General features: G+C 69.0%; 15 protein-coding genes. 3 read left to right on the top strand and 12 right to left on the bottom strand.

The annotated features are described in order from the left end of the window. Nucleotides 1-339: 339 nt before the first annotated feature. A complete protein-coding gene (gene dld / locus ACYP33_RS25825) occupies nt 340-2,097 on the bottom strand; it encodes a D-lactate dehydrogenase (RefSeq protein ID WP_459624429.1) in 1,758 nt (585 codons plus the stop codon). Nucleotides 2,098-2,219: 122 nt separating this feature from the next. On the opposite strand from dld, the gene ACYP33_RS25820 reads away from it, so the two are divergent. Next, nucleotides 2,220-3,140 (top strand): LysR family transcriptional regulator, encoded by a 921-nt coding sequence (locus ACYP33_RS25820; protein ID WP_459624428.1) that lies wholly within the window; start codon nt 2,220-2,222, stop codon nt 3,138-3,140. Nucleotides 3,141-3,244: 104 nt separating this feature from the next. Next, nucleotides 3,245-3,538 (top strand): DUF1330 domain-containing protein, encoded by a 294-nt coding sequence (locus ACYP33_RS25815; RefSeq protein WP_414440369.1) that lies wholly within the window; start codon nt 3,245-3,247, stop codon nt 3,536-3,538. 71 nt (nt 3,539-3,609) lie between these two features. On the opposite strand, the gene ACYP33_RS25810 is transcribed toward ACYP33_RS25815, so the two are convergent. Further along, nucleotides 3,610-4,020: a DUF2938 family protein gene (locus ACYP33_RS25810; RefSeq protein WP_459624427.1), complete on the bottom strand. Its 411-nt coding sequence runs from the start codon at nt 4,018-4,020 to the stop codon at nt 3,610-3,612. Here ACYP33_RS25810 and ACYP33_RS25805 point away from each other — a divergent pair. Further along, entirely contained in the window at nt 4,019-4,168 is a 150-nt protein-coding gene (locus tag ACYP33_RS25805) for a hypothetical protein (protein WP_414448907.1), read from the top strand. The genes ACYP33_RS25810 and ACYP33_RS25805 overlap by 2 nt on opposite strands. A 93-nt stretch (nt 4,169-4,261) precedes the next feature. Here the strand turns inward: ACYP33_RS25805 and ACYP33_RS25800 are convergent, their stop codons facing one another. The 10 genes from ACYP33_RS25800 to ACYP33_RS25755 form a co-directional block, all read right to left on the bottom strand. After that, complete coding sequence (locus tag ACYP33_RS25800) at nt 4,262-4,861, bottom strand: rhomboid family intramembrane serine protease (RefSeq protein WP_459624426.1); 600 nt, start codon at nt 4,859-4,861, stop codon at nt 4,262-4,264. A 108-nt stretch (nt 4,862-4,969) separates the two neighbouring features. After that, nucleotides 4,970-5,449 (bottom strand): hypothetical protein, encoded by a 480-nt coding sequence (locus ACYP33_RS25795; RefSeq protein ID WP_459624425.1) that lies wholly within the window; start codon nt 5,447-5,449, stop codon nt 4,970-4,972. A gap of 293 nt (nt 5,450-5,742) precedes the next feature. Further along, on the bottom strand, nt 5,743-7,290 hold the full coding sequence (locus ACYP33_RS25790; RefSeq protein ID WP_459624467.1) for a heavy metal sensor histidine kinase: 1,548 nt from the start codon (nt 7,288-7,290) through the stop codon (nt 5,743-5,745). Between the two features lie 47 nt (nt 7,291-7,337). Then, nucleotides 7,338-8,015: a heavy metal response regulator transcription factor gene (locus ACYP33_RS25785; protein WP_459624424.1), complete on the bottom strand. Its 678-nt coding sequence runs from the start codon at nt 8,013-8,015 to the stop codon at nt 7,338-7,340. 259 nt (nt 8,016-8,274) lie between these two features. After that, nucleotides 8,275-9,825, bottom strand: a complete 1,551-nt coding sequence (locus tag ACYP33_RS25780; RefSeq protein ID WP_459624423.1) for a methyl-accepting chemotaxis protein — start codon at nt 9,823-9,825, stop codon at nt 8,275-8,277. Between the two features lie 141 nt (nt 9,826-9,966). After that, nucleotides 9,967-11,067 (bottom strand): porin, encoded by a 1,101-nt coding sequence (locus tag ACYP33_RS25775; protein ID WP_414448902.1) that lies wholly within the window; start codon nt 11,065-11,067, stop codon nt 9,967-9,969. A 363-nt stretch (nt 11,068-11,430) separates the two neighbouring features. Then, nucleotides 11,431-12,363, bottom strand: a complete 933-nt coding sequence (locus tag ACYP33_RS25770; RefSeq protein ID WP_414448901.1) for a LysR family transcriptional regulator — start codon at nt 12,361-12,363, stop codon at nt 11,431-11,433. Between the two features lie 170 nt (nt 12,364-12,533). Further along, nucleotides 12,534-13,484, bottom strand: coding sequence for a DUF979 domain-containing protein (locus tag ACYP33_RS25765; RefSeq protein WP_459624422.1), 951 nt, complete (start codon nt 13,482-13,484; stop codon nt 12,534-12,536). After that, nucleotides 13,481-14,224 carry a DUF969 domain-containing protein gene (locus ACYP33_RS25760; protein ID WP_414448900.1) on the bottom strand — a complete coding sequence of 248 codons (744 nt, stop codon included), beginning with the start codon at nt 14,222-14,224 and terminating at the stop codon, nt 13,481-13,483. The genes ACYP33_RS25765 and ACYP33_RS25760 overlap by 4 nt, the downstream gene beginning before the upstream one ends. Nucleotides 14,225-14,340: 116 nt before the next feature. Next, complete coding sequence (locus ACYP33_RS25755) at nt 14,341-18,009, bottom strand: hydantoinase B/oxoprolinase family protein (protein WP_459624421.1); 3,669 nt, start codon at nt 18,007-18,009, stop codon at nt 14,341-14,343. Nucleotides 18,010-18,260 lie beyond the last annotated feature (251 nt).

The raw sequence follows: 18,260 nt of genomic DNA, 5'->3' as shown, positions 1-18,260 counted from the left end.
GAAGCCCCCGCCCGGAGCCTGCGGGCGGTCGCGCTGCGCCACGGGCCGAACGCCCGGAAAGTGGATGTCTGCATGGTTGCCGCTTCGTTCTCGTTGCGTGCGCCGGCAGCGGGCACGCTCGCGCGCCGCCGTCTCTCAGGTCGATCGCGTCGCGCCTGCCGTCACCCACGGCGCGCGCGCGCCGACGAGCGCCTGCCGCCATCGCGGCGGATCGGGCATTCGACCGTCGCGGTGCATGGAAGATTCCCGGCGAGTCGGGAATCGCGCCCGGGGCTGGCGTCGTCGCCCGCTATTGTAATGATCTGGCGGGGCGGCGTACGGGTGGGTGCGGCGGCGGCCTTACCGGGCCGATTCGCGATAATTCGCGAACTTCGACATCTGGCCGATGCCCGGATTGAAGCAGTTGCACGGATCGAGCTCGCGGTAGAACGCGGCCAGCGCCGGCTTCGCGCGATACAGGTGGCCGACGTTGTGCTCGGCCGGATATTCGGCGCCGCGCGCGTCGAGCAGCGTCCACATCCGGTGCTCGACCGCGAGGCAATCGTGGCCCTTGCGAACGATGTAGTCCTGATGAAACACGTGGCAGAGGAAATGGCCGTAGTAGAGCTTGATCGCGATGGTGTCCTCGATCGCCTTCGGCAAGGTCTCCACCCAGTCGCGATCGTTGCGCCGCAGCGCCACGTCGAGCGCCACGATGTCCTCCACCGCGTCGCTGTGAATTGCCCGGTAGCGCACCGCCGCGCCGGCCGCCGCGAAGCGCAGCAGGAACGCCTTGGCGCCCTCGTCGGGCGTGCATTCGAAGAAATCGCCGCCGGCCTTCGCGAAATACGCCGCGAGCCGCTCGCGCGTGGCCGCCACGCTGTCGGCCGACACCTTCAGCATCAGGTGATGCTCGAAACGCTCGCGAAACGCCTTCATGCGCGGCGGCAGATGGCTCGGGAACAGCCGGCTCACCGCCTGCAGCACGCGGTCGCTCAGGTGTTTGGGCAGGAACCCGAAGCGATTGGCGATCGCGTCGAAGCGGCTTTTCATGGCGAACAGCGCCGGCAGCCGCGCGGTGCCGAGGTGATGGATCGCCAGGAACGTGTCCTTGCCGTAGCGCTCGGCGATATCGAACGCGTCGCGGTGCAGGTATTCGCCCGAGATCGGCAGTTGCGGCAGCTCGCGCAGCGCGATGCGGCGGATCTCCGTCAGTTCGTCGGGGGCATTCGTGCCGATGTAGAAAACCTGGGTGCCCTGCTCGATCGGGAACGTATCGAGCCGCACCGCGAACACCATCAGCTTGCCGGCCGAGCCGGACGCCTCGTGCAGACGGCGCGGGTCGGCGTTGTAGCGGGCCGGGGTGTCGGCGTCGATCTCGCGCACCTCATCGGCGTAGTGGTGATCGGAGGCGGCGCCTGCGTCGTGGCGGATGTCGGCCTCGGAAAACGCGCGGCGCTCGATCCGGTCGAGGATCGCCTCCGGATCGTCGCCCAGCGTCACGCCGAGGTGGTTGACCAGGTGCAGGCGGCCGGCCTCGTCCACCCGGGCGAACACCGCCATCTCCGTGTAGGCCGGGCCGCGCCGCACCAGCGCGCCGCCCGAGTTGTTGCACACGCCGCCGAACACCGACGCGCCGATGCAACTCGACCCGATCACCGAATGCGGCTCGCGCCCGAGCGGCTTGAGCGCGCGTTCGAGCTGGTCGAGCGTCGCGCCGGGCAGGCAGATCACCTGCCGGCCCTCGTCGATCACGTGGATGGTGTTCATGCGCGTGGTGCTGACGATCACGATGTCGCGGTCGTAGGCATCGCCGTCGGGCGTCGAGCCGCCCGTCAGGCCGGTGTTCGAGGCTTGCGTGATGACGATCGCGTTGGCCGCCACGCAGGCCTGCAGCACCTTCCATTGCTCGACGATCGAGCCGGGCCGCACCACCGCCAGCGCGCGGCCCGAGCCGAAGCGAAAGCCGGTGCGGTAGCGCCGCGTGGCCTCGTCGTCCACCAGCACCTCGTTCGCGCCGACGATGCCGCGCAAGTCCGCCAGCAGCGCCGCGCCGTCGGTGCGCCCCGCCTGGTTCGATCCGTTCGATCCGCCCGCTGCCTCGTGCCCTGCCGTCATCGTGTTCTCCGTGCGTGATTGGCTCGCCGCGCGACGATCCGCGCAGCCGATACCGGAAAGCATAGAATCGCGGCAATCATTAGTCCAATATCTCGATACCGCGATTTGAAGACGAAAACGATATGGAATTCCGTCAACTCCGCTATTTCCTGGCCGTCGCCGAGCATCTGCACTTCACCGAGGCCGCGGCCTCGCTCGGCATCGCCCAGCCGCCGCTCAGTCAGCAGATCCTCAAGCTCGAGCGCGAGATCGGCGCGCGGCTGTTCGTGCGCCACCCGCGCCGCGTCGAGCTGACCGAGGCCGGGCGGACGCTGGCCGAGCGCGCGCGGCGCATCGTCGACGACGCGCAGCAGGCGCTGGTCGAGGCGCGCAACGCCGGGCGCGGCGAAACCGGCCGCCTGTCGCTCGGCTTCGCCGGTTCGACCGTGTTCCATCCCGCCATCGCGCTGACCATGCAGCAGTTTCGCCACGACTACCCGCGCGTGGCGATCGGCTGCGAGGAGAGCAACAGCGTGACGCTGCTGGAAAAGGTGGGCGGCGGCCAGATCGACGCCGCCATGGTGCGCATGCCGCTGCATTGCGGAGAACTGATCGTCGAGCCGCTGGCCGACGAAGCCATGATCGCCGTGCTGCCGCGCGGGCACCGGCTCGGCCGCCGCAAGCGCGTCGATCTGGCCGATCTGGCGAACGAGGCGTTCATTCTGTTTCCGCGCGGGATCGGGCCGAATCTCTACGATTCGATCATCGGCGCGTGTCATGCGGCCGGGTTTTCGCCGACGATCGGGATGGAATCACCGCAGATTTCGTCGGCGGGCAACCTGGTGTCGGCGGGGTTCGGCGTGGCGATCGTGCCGGCGTCGATGCGGCAGGTGCAGGTGGACGGGGTGAGCTTTCACGAATTGCAGGGCAGCCCGCTCGGCACGGGGATCGCGCTCGTGCATCGGCCGCGCGAGGCGTCGCCTACGGTGCGGAATTTCGTGCGGGTGGTGAGGGGGCGACGGAGCGAGGCGGAGAAAGCTTCATCGAGGTTGGACCTCGCCTGACGCGGGCCTTGTCAATCGGCGTTTCGGCGTACAGTGGAGCGCGCTCGTTGAAGTCGGATCGATCTTTCGCGAGGCACGGGTTTCATACTTTCTCGGAGGAATGCATGAAGGGATATTGGGTGGTTCTGGGTGGCGATGTCACGGATCAAGAGGCTCAAAAGCAATACGCCGCGCTGTGGGCGCCGATTGCCGAGCAGTATCAAGCCAGACTCAAGGTGCTCGATTCGAGCACGGTATTGGCCGAAGCCGGCCAGACCAAGCGCGTGCTGCTCGTCGAGTTTCCGTCTCTCGATGCGGCCAGGGCGTGCTACGCCGACAGCGCCTACCAGGAAGCCAAGGTGTTCGCGCTCAAGGCCTATCAACGCGAGTTGCTGATCGTCGAGGGCGACTTCGCTTAACCGCGCTTCCGCCGGCTGGGCCGCCCCGCACGCGCGGCCCAGCCGGAGCGTCACGCCGCTGCCTCGATACCTCAGAAGGCAGCCCAGCCGAGCGCCGTCACGTAAAGCCCCAACCCGAACACCACGTGGCTCGCCAACTGCAACGCGCAGGCCTTGGCCGGCGTCGGGGTGTTGGCATTCGCGACGCCCGCGCCCATGCCGGGGGCCATCACGAACCACCCTGCCAGCACCGTCACCACGCCGACGATCAGCGCCGGCAACAGCGTCGGCGCATCGGCCCACGCCATCCCCCAGATGCCGAGCAAGGCGGCGGCATAGACGATGCCGATGAAATAGTGGCCTGACCAGCCCAGCAGCCGCTCGCCCGGAAACGGCGGCGTGGCGCCGATGTTCCGATGGTGGAACTGGAATCTCGTCAGGTATCCGAACCACCGGCCACCCAACACCCAATTCGCTCGCGGCGCGCCCATGACCTCGGACATGAACACTTTCCAGAGATCGAATATCGCGGTCGCGCCGCAACCGATGACGATGCTCGACGCGATGAAGCTTGCTGTGCCTGAGGCGCTCACAATCACTGACTCCGTTAATGGGTTTTCCGCGCCGATATCCGGCGCGACAGGACGCTAAGGATAGGGCAAAAACCACGACCGGCGTGCGCGCGGCAAGTGGAGAGCAACGCATTTGGAATGCGGAATTGCCTGAGCGTGGGCATCGAGCGCCTCACCCCGGCCGCCCCCTGCGCGCCACCGCAGCGCCGCGCCCCGCCCGCGCCGCCAGAATCCCGCCGATCGCGCCACCCACATGGCTCTGCCACGAGATGCCCTGCGTGAACGGCAGCGCCCCGATCAGCATGCTGAACCCATACACGCCAACCACCACCAGCGCCACGACGACCGACACCGCATCGCGCACGTACAAACCGCGCGCCACCAGATACGCCGCATAGCCGAACACCAGCCCGCTTGCGCCGATATGCACCGAATACGGCGCACCGAGCAGCCACGCGCACAAGCCCGCGCCCAGCATCGCGCCAATGGTGGCGTCCCAGAAGTTCGCGATGCGCGGCCACATGCACAGCCAGCCCAATACGAGCAGGCCCGAGGTGTTCGCCACGATATGCGCGAGGTTCGCGTGCAGCCAAGGCGCGAACAGGATTCCCTGCAAGCCGCCGAACGTGCGCGGCACCACGCCGTGGTTGTCGAGGTGCAGCCACGGAAACAGCGCGGACACGAAAAACACCGCCCACATCGAGCCGACGAAGCCGGCCAGCAGCGTGACGCGCGCCTTCAATTGCGCGCCGAGTTCGTGAATTTTTCGCATGTCGGGAAACGGAAAGGGCCATGACGATCGAGCGCCGTCATCTTAGCTTGAACGACCGCCATTCAGGGCCGGAACTCCGCACATGCGCCGAGGCACGGCGGCCGGATGTCAGCGGCCCGAGGGATTCCCCGTCGCCGTGGCCCCGCCAGCCGGCACCTCGCGCCGCAAGCCGTCGAGAAACACTTTCAGCCCTTCGAACAGCGGCGTGATCGCCTGCCACAGCGCCTCGTCGTGCAGCAGCTTGTATGCGCCGGTCACGCCGGGCGCGGTGTCGTGATGCGCGGCCGGTTGCCAGGCGGCCACGTGCTGGATCGCATCCGACGCGGCGAACGCGGCCTTCTCCAAGTGATCGGGCGGAATGCGCGACAAGGCGTTCAGCAGCACGACGAGATTCTGGATGCCGTTCTGCGCGGCGGGCTGGCCGAGGCCGCCAAGCACGTCGGCGATCTGGCTGTTGGCATCGACGAAATTGTGCGCGACGCGCAGGAAGCCGTTCTGATGCAGGCTGTCGAGCAAGTGGCCGAGCGCGTCGTGCGCTGCGGGGTGGGGTTGCGACCGCGCCGGGTCGGTGTCGAAAGAATCGGCCATCGTGGTTTCTCCGGTGGTTGCCGCGTCGAGCGACGGGCGAAACGGATCAACGGCGGCGCGGAAGAGAGGGAGCCCGGCCGCGCCGATGAGCGACGGATCGTGGCACAGGTCGTGCGTCGCGCGCAGCACATGCTCACCGCCGATTGACAGCCGCCGCGCACACGGACCGCACGCCGATTGCGCCGGCAGGCGGCCGGCACGAACGATGCACACGCAACCATCGGCGTGCCGAGCATCACGCGTGCCCGCCGCGCCGCGCTCCGTCCGTCAACCGGCTTTCCAACGCCTGACAATCAATCGGCCACGCGCGGGAACGTCAGCACGAAGCGCGTGCCCTGCGCATCGCTTTCGGCATGCGCGGCGCCGCCATGCAGTTCCATCACCGAGCGCACGATTGCGAGGCCGAGGCCGGCCACGCCGCCGTCGGCTCCTGCGATCTGCCGGCTGCGGGCCGGATCGCCGCGATAGAAGCGGTCGAAGATCCGGTCGAGCAGGTCGGCCGCGATCGGCTCGCCCTGGTTCGCCACGGTGACGGTCAGCGCCGCGGGCGTGTCGTGCGCGATCAGCCGGATCGCGCCGCCGCGCGGCGTGTAGCGCAGCGCGTTCGCGAGCAGATTGCCGATCGCGCGCCGGAACAGTTCGAGATCAGCCGTCAACTGGCCGTTGCCCTCCACGCTCAACGCGGAGCCTGCCTCCTCGACCAGCCCCTCGAAATACCCTGCAATCCTCAGCAATTCCTCGCGCACCTCGAAGCTGCGCCGATGCGTGACGAAGCCCGGATGTTCGGCGCGCGCCAGGAACAGCACGTTCTCGATCATCCGCGATAACCGCTCGTATTCCTCCAGATTCGATTCGAGCAAGGTTTCGTATTCGCCGGTGCCGCGCGGGCGGCTCAACGCCACCTCGGTCGCGCCGCGCATGTTGTTGAGCGGCGTGCGCAGGTCGTGCGCGAGATCGGCGCTGAATTGGGACAGTTGACGAAAGCCGCGTTGCAGGCGCGTGAGCATGGCGTTGACGGCATCCACCAGCGGCGCGAGTTCCTGCGGCACGCCGCGGCCGTCGAGCCGCGCATCGAGCCGGTCCACCGTGATGCGGCCGGCGTCGGCCACCACGCCGCGCAGCGGCCGCAGCGACAGACGAATCAACGCATAGCCGATCAGCACCGAGAGCGCCGCGCCCGCACCGCCCGCCAGCCACAGCGTGTCGCGGTAGCGATCGAGCAGCGCGGCGCCGTCGTGCAGGTTGCGGGCGACCACCAGCGCGATCACGCTGCCGTCGCGCAGCCGCGCATCGGTGACGATGCCGTGCACCGGCATGCCATCGCGTGCAGTCCAGGCGACGATTTGCGTGTCGACGATGCGCGCCTGCGAATCGACGTGCGGCGTGCCGCGCGGCACGATGGCCGCGAGCCGATCGGCCGGCGGTGCGGAATCGGGGGCATCGCCGGGATCGGGATCGGGGTCGGTGAATGCGGCTGAGGCCGCAGCGGAGGCCGCGCGGGCCGGCCTGGCTTCGTTGGCGTCGCCGCGGCTCATGTCGCCGGCCTGCGCGGGCCGGGCGCGCGCGCCGGGCTGGCCGGGCAGCGTCACGGCCAGGTTGCGCGACGCGACGATGCGCCCGTCCGCCGTGGCGGCCGCGAACGACAGCGCGCTGTTGCCGAACACCACGCTGGTCAGGCGCTCGGCGTGCGTGCCGACCTCGGCGGGCGTGGCCAGTTCCTCGGCGAGCCGCCGCGCGTGGCGCGCGGCCAGCACCACGTCGAGATCGCTCTGCTGGCTGACCTGGCGGTCCAGCCCGAGGTAGACATAGGTACCGACCAGCGCGAACACCGCCAGCGTCATCACGCCGAACGCCACCGCCAGCGCGACCGTCAGCGAGCGCGCGCGCATCAGCCGGCGTCCTTCAGTTCGAGCACGTAGCCCACGCCGCGCACGGTGTGAATCAGCTTGGTGGGGAAATCGTCGTCCATCTTGACGCGCAGGCGCCGGATCGCCACGTCCACCACGTTGGTGTCGCTGTCGAAATTCATGTCCCAGACATAGGAGGCGATCTGCGTGCGGCTCAGGACTTCGCCCTGGCGGCGCGCCAACAGGTGCAGCAGCGAGAATTCGCGCGGCGTCAGGTCGATGCGGGCCGCGCCGCGCCGCACGCGGCGGCGCATCACGTCGATTTCGAGGTCGCCGATCGCGATCCATTCGGTTTCGCGCGGCGGGCCGCGCCGCGCCAGCGTGCGCACCCGCGCCAGCAATTCGACGAAGGCGAACGGCTTGACCAGATAATCGTCGGCGCCGAGTTCGAGGCCGCGCACGCGGTCTTCCACGTCGTCGCGCGCGGTCAGGAACAGCACCGGCGTGGATTTGCTGGCGCGCAGGCGCTTGAGCACGTCCCAGCCGTCGAGCACGGGCAGCATGATGTCGAGCACGATCACGTCGTACTGCTCTTCCTCGGCCAGCAGCAGGCCATCGGCGCCGTCGGTCGCCAGATCGACGCTCATGCCCGATTCCTCCAGCCCCTTCTTCAGATAGGCGCCGGTTTTCGGTTCGTCTTCGACTACGAGGATTCGCACCGCGCGCTCCTGTCCCATGAATACGCGTCGATGGTACCGGGATTCAGGGGTGCCGGGCGACCCGGCGGGGCGGATGACAAAAATGTAATACGGAGCCCTGACGGACAGGCCGCCCGGCGCGGAACAGGAGCGGGTGCATGACAGGGTTGTCATGCGGCGCAGCGCGCCTCGATGGAGCCAACGCTCGGGGCCAAGGACGCAAGCCGTACAGTCGCAAGCCGCGAAGCCCCTCGGGGCCGGACCCGCCACCACCGCCCGCTCAATCCCCCCGAAACGCCCCCACCGCCTCGGTCAACTGCCGCCCCTGCCCGTCCAGCGCATTCGATGCGGCCGCCGCCTGCTCGACCAGCGCCGCGTTGTGCTGGGTGACGTCGTCCATCTGCGTGATGGCGATGCCGATCTGCTCGATGCCCTGACGCTGCTCGGCCGACGCGGTGGCGATCTCGCCGACGATGGCCTGCACGCGCGCCACGGCCTGCGTCACGTCGCCCATGATCCGCCCCGCCTCGCCGGCCAGCCGCGAGCCGTCCTCGACCTTGCGCGACGAATCGCCGATCAACCCGTGGATCTCCTTGGCCGCCGACGACGCGCGCTGCGCGAGCGAGCGCACCTCGCCCGCCACCACCGCGAAACCACGCCCGTGATCGCCGGCCCGCGCCGCTTCCACGGCGGCGTTCAGCGCGAGGATGTTGGTCTGGAACGCGATGCCCTCGATCATGCCGGTGATGTCGGCGATGCGCCGCGCGCTGTCGCTGATCTCGCCGATGGTGCCCACCACCTGCCCGACCGACGCGCTGCCGCGCCGCGCGATCTCGGCGGCGTCGAGCGCGAGCGCGCTGGCCTCGTCGGCCGATTCGGCGTTGCGCCGCACGGCCGCCGTCATCTGCTCCATGCTGGCGGCCGTTTCCTGCAGCGACGCGGCCTGCTGCTCGGTGCGCGCGGACAGATCGGCATTGCCCGAGGCGATCTGCGCCGCGCCGGTGGCAATGCCCTCGGCCGAGGCGCGCACGGTGCCGAGCAGCGCGATCAGCCCGGCGCGCATGCGCGCCAGCGAGGCCAGCATGCTGCCGGCCGGCGCGCGCTCCGCACCGTCCAGCGTGGACAAATCGCCTTCGGCGAAGCGCGCGATCGCGTCGGACAACACGGCCGGCTCCGCGCCGAGCGTGCGCAGGATGCTGCGCGAGGCGGCCAGCGTCAGCAGCGTGACGATCGCGCCGAGCACGGCGAGCGCCGCCAGCGAGCGCCCGAGCATCCGGTAGTAGGCCTGACGAATATCGTCCTGGTAGGCGCCCGCGATGAAATCCCAGCCCCACGGCGCGAAGCGCTGCGCGTAGCCGAGCTTCGGGCTGGGCTCGGTCTCGCCCGGCTTGGGCCACCAGTATTCGAGGAAACCGCCGCCCTCGGGCGACGCACCGGCCGCCGCGATGCCCTGGTACAGCGCGTAGCCGTGCGCGTCGTGCCAGTTCGACATGTCCTTGCCGTTCAGCGCGGGCGAGGTGGGATGCATGACCATCACCGAGTTCGCGCCGATGATCGTCACGTAGCCGTTGCCCGCGTAGCGCAGGTCGGCGATGCGCGCGATCGCCTCGCGGCGCGCGGCGTCCATGTCGAGCTTGCCCGCGCGCGCCTCGCGCTCCAGCCCCTGCGCCACCGAGGCGGCCATCAGCACGATGTTGCGCAGGTCCGCGCGCCGTTCGCCCAGTTGCAAGTCACGCGCCTGCCAGGCGCTCCACACCGCCAGCACCACTAACCCGACCCAGGCCAGTGCGAGCGGCAGCCACAATTTCTTGCGCAGCGTCATCCCGTTCATCAGGAATCCGTCCGAAAAAAAGCGCGCGCCGCCTGGCCCTCCGGCCCGCAACGCGCGCGTCAACAGCGGCAACCGCCGGGCCGACCCGGCCGCCGCCGCACTCGCTCACCCAAGCGCTCACTCAACCAGCTTCGCGCCGGCTCAGAACACCGTGCGCAGGCTCAGGCTCGCCCCGAAGTTGTTGGCCTTGCCGGCGAACGTCAGCGGGCCGTTCGGATCGTTGACCGACGCGCCCGACAGATGGCTGTGGTCCACTTCGAGGTACACGTCGGTTCGCTTGCTCAGGATGTAGTCGGCAATGCCGTAGACGGTCTGGATCGAGCCGCTGCGGCCCGGCGACACGTTGTTCGCATGATCGTAGGCGTACGAAGCAATGAAGCGCCACTGCGGCGACAGCGCGTAGGTCGCGCCGACGCGCAGGAACGCATCGTTGCGCGCGCTGGTTTGCGCGCTGCCGGCGGCCGTGGTGACGTTGCTGATGATGCTGGTGTTCGACAGCGGGCCGCCGGAGTTGGCGGCGGCCACGTTGAAGCCGGCGTCGCGGCGTGCGTCGATGCCGTACAGGAACATGCCGAGCGGCCCCCACGCATAGGTGCCGCCGAACGAGCCGACCACCAGCTTGTGGCCGCCGCCGTCCTTCGATTCCGCGCCGGCGATGCCGACCTTGCCGCCGTTGAAGTTGTAGATCAGCGAAGCGGTGGTGGTGCTGCCCGATGCGCCGCTGCCCGGCTGGCCGCCGAACGCGTGCTGCACCTGCAAGCCGACCGGGCCGAACGATTTCTCGTACTGCACGGTGTTGTCGAAGCGGATGCCGACCAGGAACAGCGACCAATCGGTGGCGTTGATGTTGCCGCCGCCGATCGGATCGAAGTTGAACGCGTAGAAGTTGTAGATCCCGCCGTATTGGCGGCCGAGCTTGACGGTGCCGAAGCGGTCGCTCTGCAGGCCCACCCAGGCGAAGCGGCCGAACAACTGGCCTTGCTGGTCAGACTTGCCGTTGGCAATGTTGAAGCCCGATTCGAGCTGGAAGATGGCGCGGTTGCCGCCGCCCAAATCTTCCACGCCCTTCAGGCCCCAGCGGTTGCCGTTGACGGCGCCTTCGTTGACGCCGGTGGTGTTGCCGGCCGCCGAAGTCTGAAACCGCACGGCTTCGTCGATCAAGCCGTACAACGTGACGCTCGATTGTGCGTGCGCCACGCCGCAGGCGAGCGCGATCCCCATTCCGCCGATGATCTTTTTCATTCGAATTCCTGATTGATTCGTTCTGGCCGCGTTGTTCGAAAGTGCAGCGCGGCATCCGCCCGGCCGGCGATGTGTCGTCCATCCCACCGCAGGCCACCCCTGCTCCGCATCCCGCGCGGCCGGTCTTGGCCGGTTCGTGCGGGACGTTTCCCTGAGCACGGTTGATTCTGTTGCAGCGTCGCGGGCAGGTCGAACTTGAAAATTAAATCGCGCGCATAAGGAATTCGAATACCGGAATACGTCGGGCGCGCACGCACGAACGCCGCCGGGCGCGAATGCGCCGGGCGGCCGAATCGGAATGGAAAGGCGCAACGGAACGCCGCGAACGCGGCGCCGAAAAACAACAGGAATGCGAACGAGCGCCTACACCATGACGCGCGCCGCGCCTTCTCCGAGGCGCGCCGCGTAGGCGCGCACGGTGTCGACGGCGATCTCGACGAGCCGCTCGGTCAGGTCCGAGCCGGTGCGCCACGCGATCACGAACGGCAGCGGCGGCGGCACCTCCAGCCCTTCGAGCTGGCGCAGCGTGCCCTTTTCGAGCGGCAGCGTGACCAGCGCGGGCGGCATCGCCGCCACGCCGAAGCCGGCCTGGGTCAACTGGATCATCGCGGCCACCGAGTTCACGCAGCTCACGCGCGCCTCGCCGATGCCGAACGACTGCATGAGCCGCAACAGGTCCTGGTGCGGGCGCGAATGGCGCGAGTAGGTGATCAGCCGCTCGTTGCCGAGCCGGCGCAGCGCGGCCGTTTCGGTTTCGTCAGCTTGCAGGCCGCTCACGCGCGAATTGGCGGCCGCGATCCACACCACTGCCAGTTCGAGCACCTCCACGCTGCGGATCGTTTCGTCGCGCAGCATGTCGGTCTGGATCACCATGTCGAGCATTCCGCGCCGCAACTGCTCGTTCAGGTTGAGCGCGGTGTCGGAAGTCACTTCGATGTCGAGGTTCGGATAATGGGCCATCACGTCGGCCACGAAATCGACGAACCACGAGTGGATCGCGCTGTCCATCGCGCCGATTCGGATCGTGCCGTAGGCGAATTTCTCGCCCTGCAGCGATTCGTAGAGCTGCGTCATCGACTGGCTGACCTGCTCGGCGTGGCGCAGCACGCGCTCGCCCTCGCGGGTGAGCGTCACGCCCTTCGGCTCGCGCTTGAACAGCTTCGCGCCCAGCTCCTGCTCCAGCACCGAAATGCGGCTGGAAATGGCCGCCTGCGTCGAATGCAGCTTTTCCGCCGCCAGGCTGAAACTGCGCAGCTTGGCGACCCAGATGAACGTTTCGAGGAACTTCAGATTCACGCCGCGCCTCCTTGCGCCTCCGGACGGCAAAAGCCGGATTGCGCTGGCAACCCGGCTTTCGCGTCCTGCCGGCGGCGCTGGGGCGCGCCGCCGGACCTGCACCAGCTATACAGCAGAATGATTTTGACGGCTACCTCGCGCCCGAAGGCGCTCCCACCGTGCGCCACCGCTCACATCATCACGTACAGCAGCACGATATTGACGGCCAGCAGCGCGAACGCGGTCGGCACCTGGGCGCGGATCACGCCGTACTTGTCGCGCAATTCGAGCAGCGCGGCCGGCACGATGTTGTAGTTCGCGGCCATCGGCGTGAGCAGCGTGCCGCAATAGCCGGAGAACATGCCGATCGCGGCCAGCGGCGCGGGGTTCGCATGGAACATGCCGATCAGCACCGGCACGCCGATGCCGCCCGTCATCACCGGGAACGCGGCGAAGCCGTTGCCCATGATCACCGTGAACAGCGCCATGCCGATGCAGTACACGGCCACCGCCACCAGCTTGACGTCGAGGTTCACGTAGGCGGTGGTCACATGCGCCACGGCCTTGCCCACGCCCGCATCGGCGAACACCAGGCCGAGCATGCCGAGCATCTGCGGCAGCACCACCGCCCACGACAGCACGTCCACCAGCCGGCGCGCTTCCAGCACGCCCTGCTGCGGCCGGTCGCGCGTCATCGCGCAGGCGAATGCGAACGCCACCACGCAGCCGATGCCGAACGAGGCCAGCGTGGCGTTCTTCGGATCGATCAGCGCCGTGCCGCCAAACACCAGATGCGGCGCGAGCAGCGTGCCGATCACCGTAACCAGCGGGATCGTCAGCGCGGGCAGGAACAGCCGGTTGCCGAGCCGCAGCGCGCTGTCGCGGCGCGCTTCGTCGCTCGGCACCTTCGGCTTGCCGCCGACCACCCCGCCGAAGCCGGCCACCAGCGCCATCGCCACCACCAGCACGCCGACCACGTCGGCCGGCAGCTTGTCGCCGGCCAGGAACACGATGCCGTAGACGATCCAGAACGCACCGGCCAGGAAGCGCTTCGGATGCGCGCGATCGCTGACGATCACGCCGCCGATCACGATCAGCAGGACGCCGAGCAGCCAGAAAAATACGTTGAGCGAAACGATCATGCCTGTTCTCCTGGTGCGCGATCGAGATGCGGCGCGGCGGCCTTGCCGTCCGGGGCAGCCACCTGGCGCGCCACCCAGCCGTCGAGCCGGTAGAGCCGGAAGCCGTGAATGGCGAAGGCCGCCACGGCGGTCGGGATGCCGTACACCGCAACGTGCATCGGCTCGACCACCACGCCCGATTCCTTCAGGAACGTGACCATCAGCACGATCGCGCCAAACGCCACGAACACGTCCTCGCCGAAGAACAGCCCGACGTTGTCGGCCGACGCCGAGAACGCGCGCAGCCGCTCGCGCACCGCGTCGCCGAGCTTGCCGAAGCGCGCCTCGGCGGCGCCTTCGGCCATCGGCGCGACCAGCGGCCGGACCATCTGCGGATGCCCGCCGAGGCCGGTCAGGCCGACCGCCGCGGTCAGCTCGCGCACCAGCAGATAGGCCAGCAGCAGGCGGCCCGGGGTGGCGGCGCGAATCCCGCCGATCCAGATCTGCGCGCGCTCGCGCAGCCCGTGCCGTTCGAGCAGGCCGATCACCGCGAGCGGCAGCAGGATGATCAGGCTGATCACGCGGGTCTTGATGAAGCCCGCGCCCATTGCGGCGAGCACGTGGTCGAGCGGGAAATGCGCCGCGAGGCCGGTCACGACGGCCGCGGCCACCACGATCAGCAGCGGGTTGAAGCGCAACGCGAAGCCGGCGACGATCAGCGCGACGCCGACAAGCGGGTACAGATTCACGGTTGACTGCATCGAAGGATCTCCTGGTGCTACGGGGTGTGTGGGCTTCGCCTGGCGGGCAGGCGAAGCGGCCATCTCGGTGCGCGTGCGCCGCCTGAGCCGCGGCTGCCGCGCACCTGTTCTGTTGCTTATTCCGCGTGGCCGTAACCGCCGCCGCCCGGCGTCTCGATCACGAACACGTCGCCCGGCTGCACGGTGGTGGTGTGGGTGGCGCCGAAGTGCTCCACCGCGCCGCCCGCGCGCTCGATCCAGTTGCGCCCGACGCTGCCCGCCGCGCCGCCCGCCAGCCCGAACGGCGGCACGCGGCGGCGGTTGGCGAGGATGTTGGCGGTCATCGTCTGGGTGAAGCGGATGCGCCGCACCGCGCCGTCGCCGCCGGCCTGCCGGCCCGCGCCGCCGCTGCCCGCGCGGATCGCATGCTGCTCGACGATCACCGGGAAGCGCCATTCGATCACCTCGGGGTCGGTCATCCGCGAGTTGGTCATGTGGGTCTGCACGGCCGAGGTGCCGGCGTGGCCGCCGCCCGCGCCCGAGCCGCCCGCGATCGTTTCGTAGTACTGGCGGGCCTCGTCGCCGAACGTGAAGTTGTTCATGGTGCCCTGCGAGCCGGCCAGCACGCCGAGCGCGCCATACAGCGCGTCGGTGATCGATTGGGACACCTCGACGTTGCCCGCCACCACCGCGGCCGGATACACCGGGTTCAGCATCGAGCCCTGCGGAATCACGATCTCGATCGGCCGCAGCACGCCTTCGTTCATCGGCATGTCGTCGTTCAGCAGCGTGCGGAACACGTACAGCACGGCGGCCTTGCACACCGAGCCGGGCGCGTTGAAGTTGCTGGCGCGCTGCGCGCTGGTGCCGGTGAAATCGATGCGCGCCGAACCCTGCTCGCGATCCACCGTGACGCGCACGCGGATCGCCGCGCCGTCGTCCATCTCGTAGGCGAATTCGCCGTCCGACAGCGTGGCGATCGCGCGGCGCACCGCTTCCTCGGCGTTGGCCTGCACGTGGCCCATGTAGGCGGTCACGACCTCCGCGCCGTAGCGGCCCACCACGCGCAGCAGCTCGGTCGCGCCGCATTCGCAGGCGGCCACCTGGGCCGTCAGGTCGGCGATGTTCTGGTCGATGTTTCGGCTCGGATACGGGCCTTCGGCGAAGCGCGCGCGCACGTCGGTTTCGAGGAAGCGGCCGGCCGCGACGATCGGCACGTTGTCGAGCAGCACGCCTTCTTCCTCGATGGTGGTGCTGTTCGGCGGCATCGAGCCGGGCGTGATGCCGCCCACGTCGCCGTGGTGGCCGCGCGCCGCCACGTAGAACAGGCGCTCGCCGCCATCGCCGTCGCTGCCGTCGCTGCCGTACACCGGCATCACCACCGTGATGTCGGGCAGGTGCGTGCCGCCGTTGTACGGCACGTTCTGCATGAACACGTCGCCGCGCCGCATGGTTTCGCCATGCTTGCGAATCACGCTCTGCACGCTGTCGCTCATCGAGCCGAGGTGCACCGGGATATGCGGCGCGTTGGCGATCAGGCCGCCGTCGCGGTCGAAGATCGCGCACGAGAAATCGAGGCGCTCCTTCATGTTGACCGAGTACGAGGTCTTCTCCAGCGTCACGCCCATCTGCTGCGCGATCGACATGAACAGGTTGTTGAAGATCTCTAGATGCACCGGATGGCGCGCGGTGGTGATGGCGTGCGCGGCGCCGGCCGCCTGGTCGCGATCGAGGCGCAGCGTGCCGTCGTCGAGCACGGTGGCGGACCAGCCGGCGGCCAGCACGATCGTCGAGATTTCCTCGGTGATCAGCGCGGGGCCGTCGAGACGCGCGCCCACCGCGAGGTCGCGGCGCGCCTGCAGCGGCACCGTGGCGGCGCGGCCGTTTGCGTACAGCGCGGCGCTCGCGCCTTCGACGGCGGCGGCGTTGGCCTTGCGCGGCGCCGCGCCGTGCAGCATCGGCGGCTCGGTCAGGCCCACCGCCTCCACCACCACCGATTCGATCACCAGCGGCTTGTCGTTCATCGCGAAGCCGAAGCGCTTGCGGTGCAGCGTCTCGAACGCGAGCGCCATGTCGGCGGCGTCGCCGAACGGCACTTCGAGCGTCGAATCGGTATCGCGATACTTGAGGCGCGCGGCGCGCGCGGCTTCCACGCGTTCGCGCGGCACATGCTGCGCGAGGATAGCGGCCACGGCTTCGTCCTCCAGCGCGGCGAACGAGGCGTCGAGCGCACTGACGGCGGCCGCATCGAGCAGCGCCTCCACGGCGCGCTCGCGCAGCACGCGCAGGTCGGCGAGGCCCATGCCGTACGCCGACAGCACGCCCGCGAACGGGTGCAGCACGATGCGGCGCATGCCGAGCGCATCGGCCACCGCGCAGGCGTGCTGGCCGCCCGCGCCGCCGAACGCGCACAGCGCGTAATCGCTGACGTCGTGGCCGCGCTCCACCGAGATCGTCTTGATCGCCTGCGCCATGTTGTCGACGGCGACCGCGAGGAAGCCTTCGGCCACCGCTTCGCCGCTCATCGCGCGGCCGGTGTCGCGCGCCACCTGGGCGGCCAGTTCGGCGAACTTCGCGCGCACCACGGCGACGTCGAGCGGCAGGTCGCCGTTCGGGCCGAACACGTGCGGGAAGTGATCGGGCTGCACGCGGCCGAGCATCACGTTGCAGTCGGTCACGGTCAGCGGGCCGCCGTTGCGGTAGCTGGCCGGGCCGGGATACGCACCGGCCGATTCCGGGCCGACCTTGAAGCGGCCGTTCTCGAAGCTGCAGATCGAGCCGCCGCCGGCCGCCACGGTGTGGATGTCCATCATCGGCGCGCGCACGCGCACGCCGGCCACCTGCGTTTCGAACACGCGTTCGTAGGCGCCGTCGTAGTGCGCGACGTCGGTGGACGTGCCGCCCATGTCGAAGCCGATCACACGGCGCTCGCCGGCTTCCTCGCTGGTGCGCACCGCACCGACGATGCCGCCGGCCGGGCCGGACAGGATCGCGTCCTTGCCCTGGAAGCGGCCCGCATCCACCAGCCCGCCACTCGATTGCATGAACATCAGCCGCACCGCGCCGGTGTGCTCCGTGACGCGGCTCACGTAATCGCGCAGCACCGGCGAGAGGTAAGCATCCACCACGGTGGTGTCGCCGCGGCCGACCAGCTTCATCAGCGGGCTGACCTGATGGCTCACGGACACCTGCCGGAAGCCGCATTCGCGCGCCAGCTCGGCCACGCGCAGCTCGTGCGCCGGGAAGCGGTAGCCGTGCATCAGCACGATCGCGATCGATTCGATGCCGGCCTCGCGAGCCTCGGCCAATGCACGGCGGGCCGAGGCCTCGTCGAGGCCGCGCAGCACTTCGCCTTGCGCATCGACGCGTTCGTCGATCTCCACCACGCGCTCGTACATCTGCGCGGGCAGTTCGATGTGGCGCGCGAAGATGTCCGGGCGCTCCTGATAGCCAATCCGCAACTGGTCGGCGAAGCCGCGCGTGATGGCCAGCAGCGTGCGGGCGCCCTTGCGTTCGAGCAGCGCGTTGGTGGCGACCGTGGTGCCCATCTTGATGACTTCGATGCGCTCCTGCGGCAGCGGCGCGGGTGCGTCCACGCCGATCAGGTCGCGGATGCCCTGCACCACCGCGTCGCGGTAGCGCTCGGGGTTCTCCGACAGCAGCTTGTGGGTGACGAGGCGCCCGTCCGGGCGGCGCGCGACGATATCGGTGAACGTACCCCCGCGATCGACCCAGAACTGCCAAAGGCCGTCGTCGGCCTGGTCGTGCGATTGAGGAAACTGTGCGTCTTGCTGCGTGACATTCATGCCGTCATCTCCGGGGCTTGCCGGCCGCCGTGCCGTAATGCCGGGGCGCGGACCAAACCGTGTTGTGATGGGCGGATTGTCGGGGCGGGCCCTGGAAAGCGTCGATGAAGAAAAATAAATCCGCCGCATAACGAAATGCTATTCGGCGGACGGATGCGCGAAAGCCCCGGCTGGCGGGGCTTTCGGGGGGAAGTGGAGGGGGCGAAGGTGCCCGGATCGGGCCGCGAGCAGACCGGTAGGACCAGATCTGG

It is taken from the genome of Burkholderia sp. 3C (genome assembly GCF_054589155.1).
The sequence above is the reverse complement of the archived record's forward strand: the minus strand, read 5'-3'. Positions and strand labels throughout refer to the sequence as shown.

Bases quoted from the DNA above. Each gene is read 5' to 3' on its own strand.
- dld (WP_459624429.1), bottom strand. From the start codon at position 2,097: ATGACGGCAGGGCACGAGGCAGCGGGCGGATCGAACGGATCGAACCAG.
- ACYP33_RS25820 (WP_459624428.1), top strand. From the start codon at position 2,220: ATGGAATTCCGTCAACTCCGCTATTTCCTGGCCGTCGCCGAGCATCTG.
- ACYP33_RS25815 (WP_414440369.1), top strand. From the start codon at position 3,245: ATGAAGGGATATTGGGTGGTTCTGGGTGGCGATGTCACGGATCAAGAG.
- ACYP33_RS25805 (WP_414448907.1), top strand. From the start codon at position 4,019: ATGAACACTTTCCAGAGATCGAATATCGCGGTCGCGCCGCAACCGATG.
- ACYP33_RS25810 (WP_459624427.1), bottom strand. From the start codon at position 4,020: ATGTCCGAGGTCATGGGCGCGCCGCGAGCGAATTGGGTGTTGGGTGGC.
- ACYP33_RS25800 (WP_459624426.1), bottom strand. From the start codon at position 4,861: ATGCGAAAAATTCACGAACTCGGCGCGCAATTGAAGGCGCGCGTCACG.
- ACYP33_RS25795 (WP_459624425.1), bottom strand. From the start codon at position 5,449: ATGGCCGATTCTTTCGACACCGACCCGGCGCGGTCGCAACCCCACCCC.
- ACYP33_RS25790 (WP_459624467.1), bottom strand. From the start codon at position 7,290: ATGACGCTGGCGGTGTTCGCGCTGGTCGGTACCTATGTCTACCTCGGG.
- ACYP33_RS25780 (WP_459624423.1), bottom strand. From the start codon at position 9,825: ATGAACGGGATGACGCTGCGCAAGAAATTGTGGCTGCCGCTCGCACTG.
- ACYP33_RS25775 (WP_414448902.1), bottom strand. From the start codon at position 11,067: ATGAAAAAGATCATCGGCGGAATGGGGATCGCGCTCGCCTGCGGCGTG.
- ACYP33_RS25765 (WP_459624422.1), bottom strand. From the start codon at position 13,484: ATGATCGTTTCGCTCAACGTATTTTTCTGGCTGCTCGGCGTCCTGCTG.
- ACYP33_RS25760 (WP_414448900.1), bottom strand. From the start codon at position 14,224: ATGCAGTCAACCGTGAATCTGTACCCGCTTGTCGGCGTCGCGCTGATC.
- ACYP33_RS25755 (WP_459624421.1), bottom strand. From the start codon at position 18,009: ATGAATGTCACGCAGCAAGACGCACAGTTTCCTCAATCGCACGACCAG.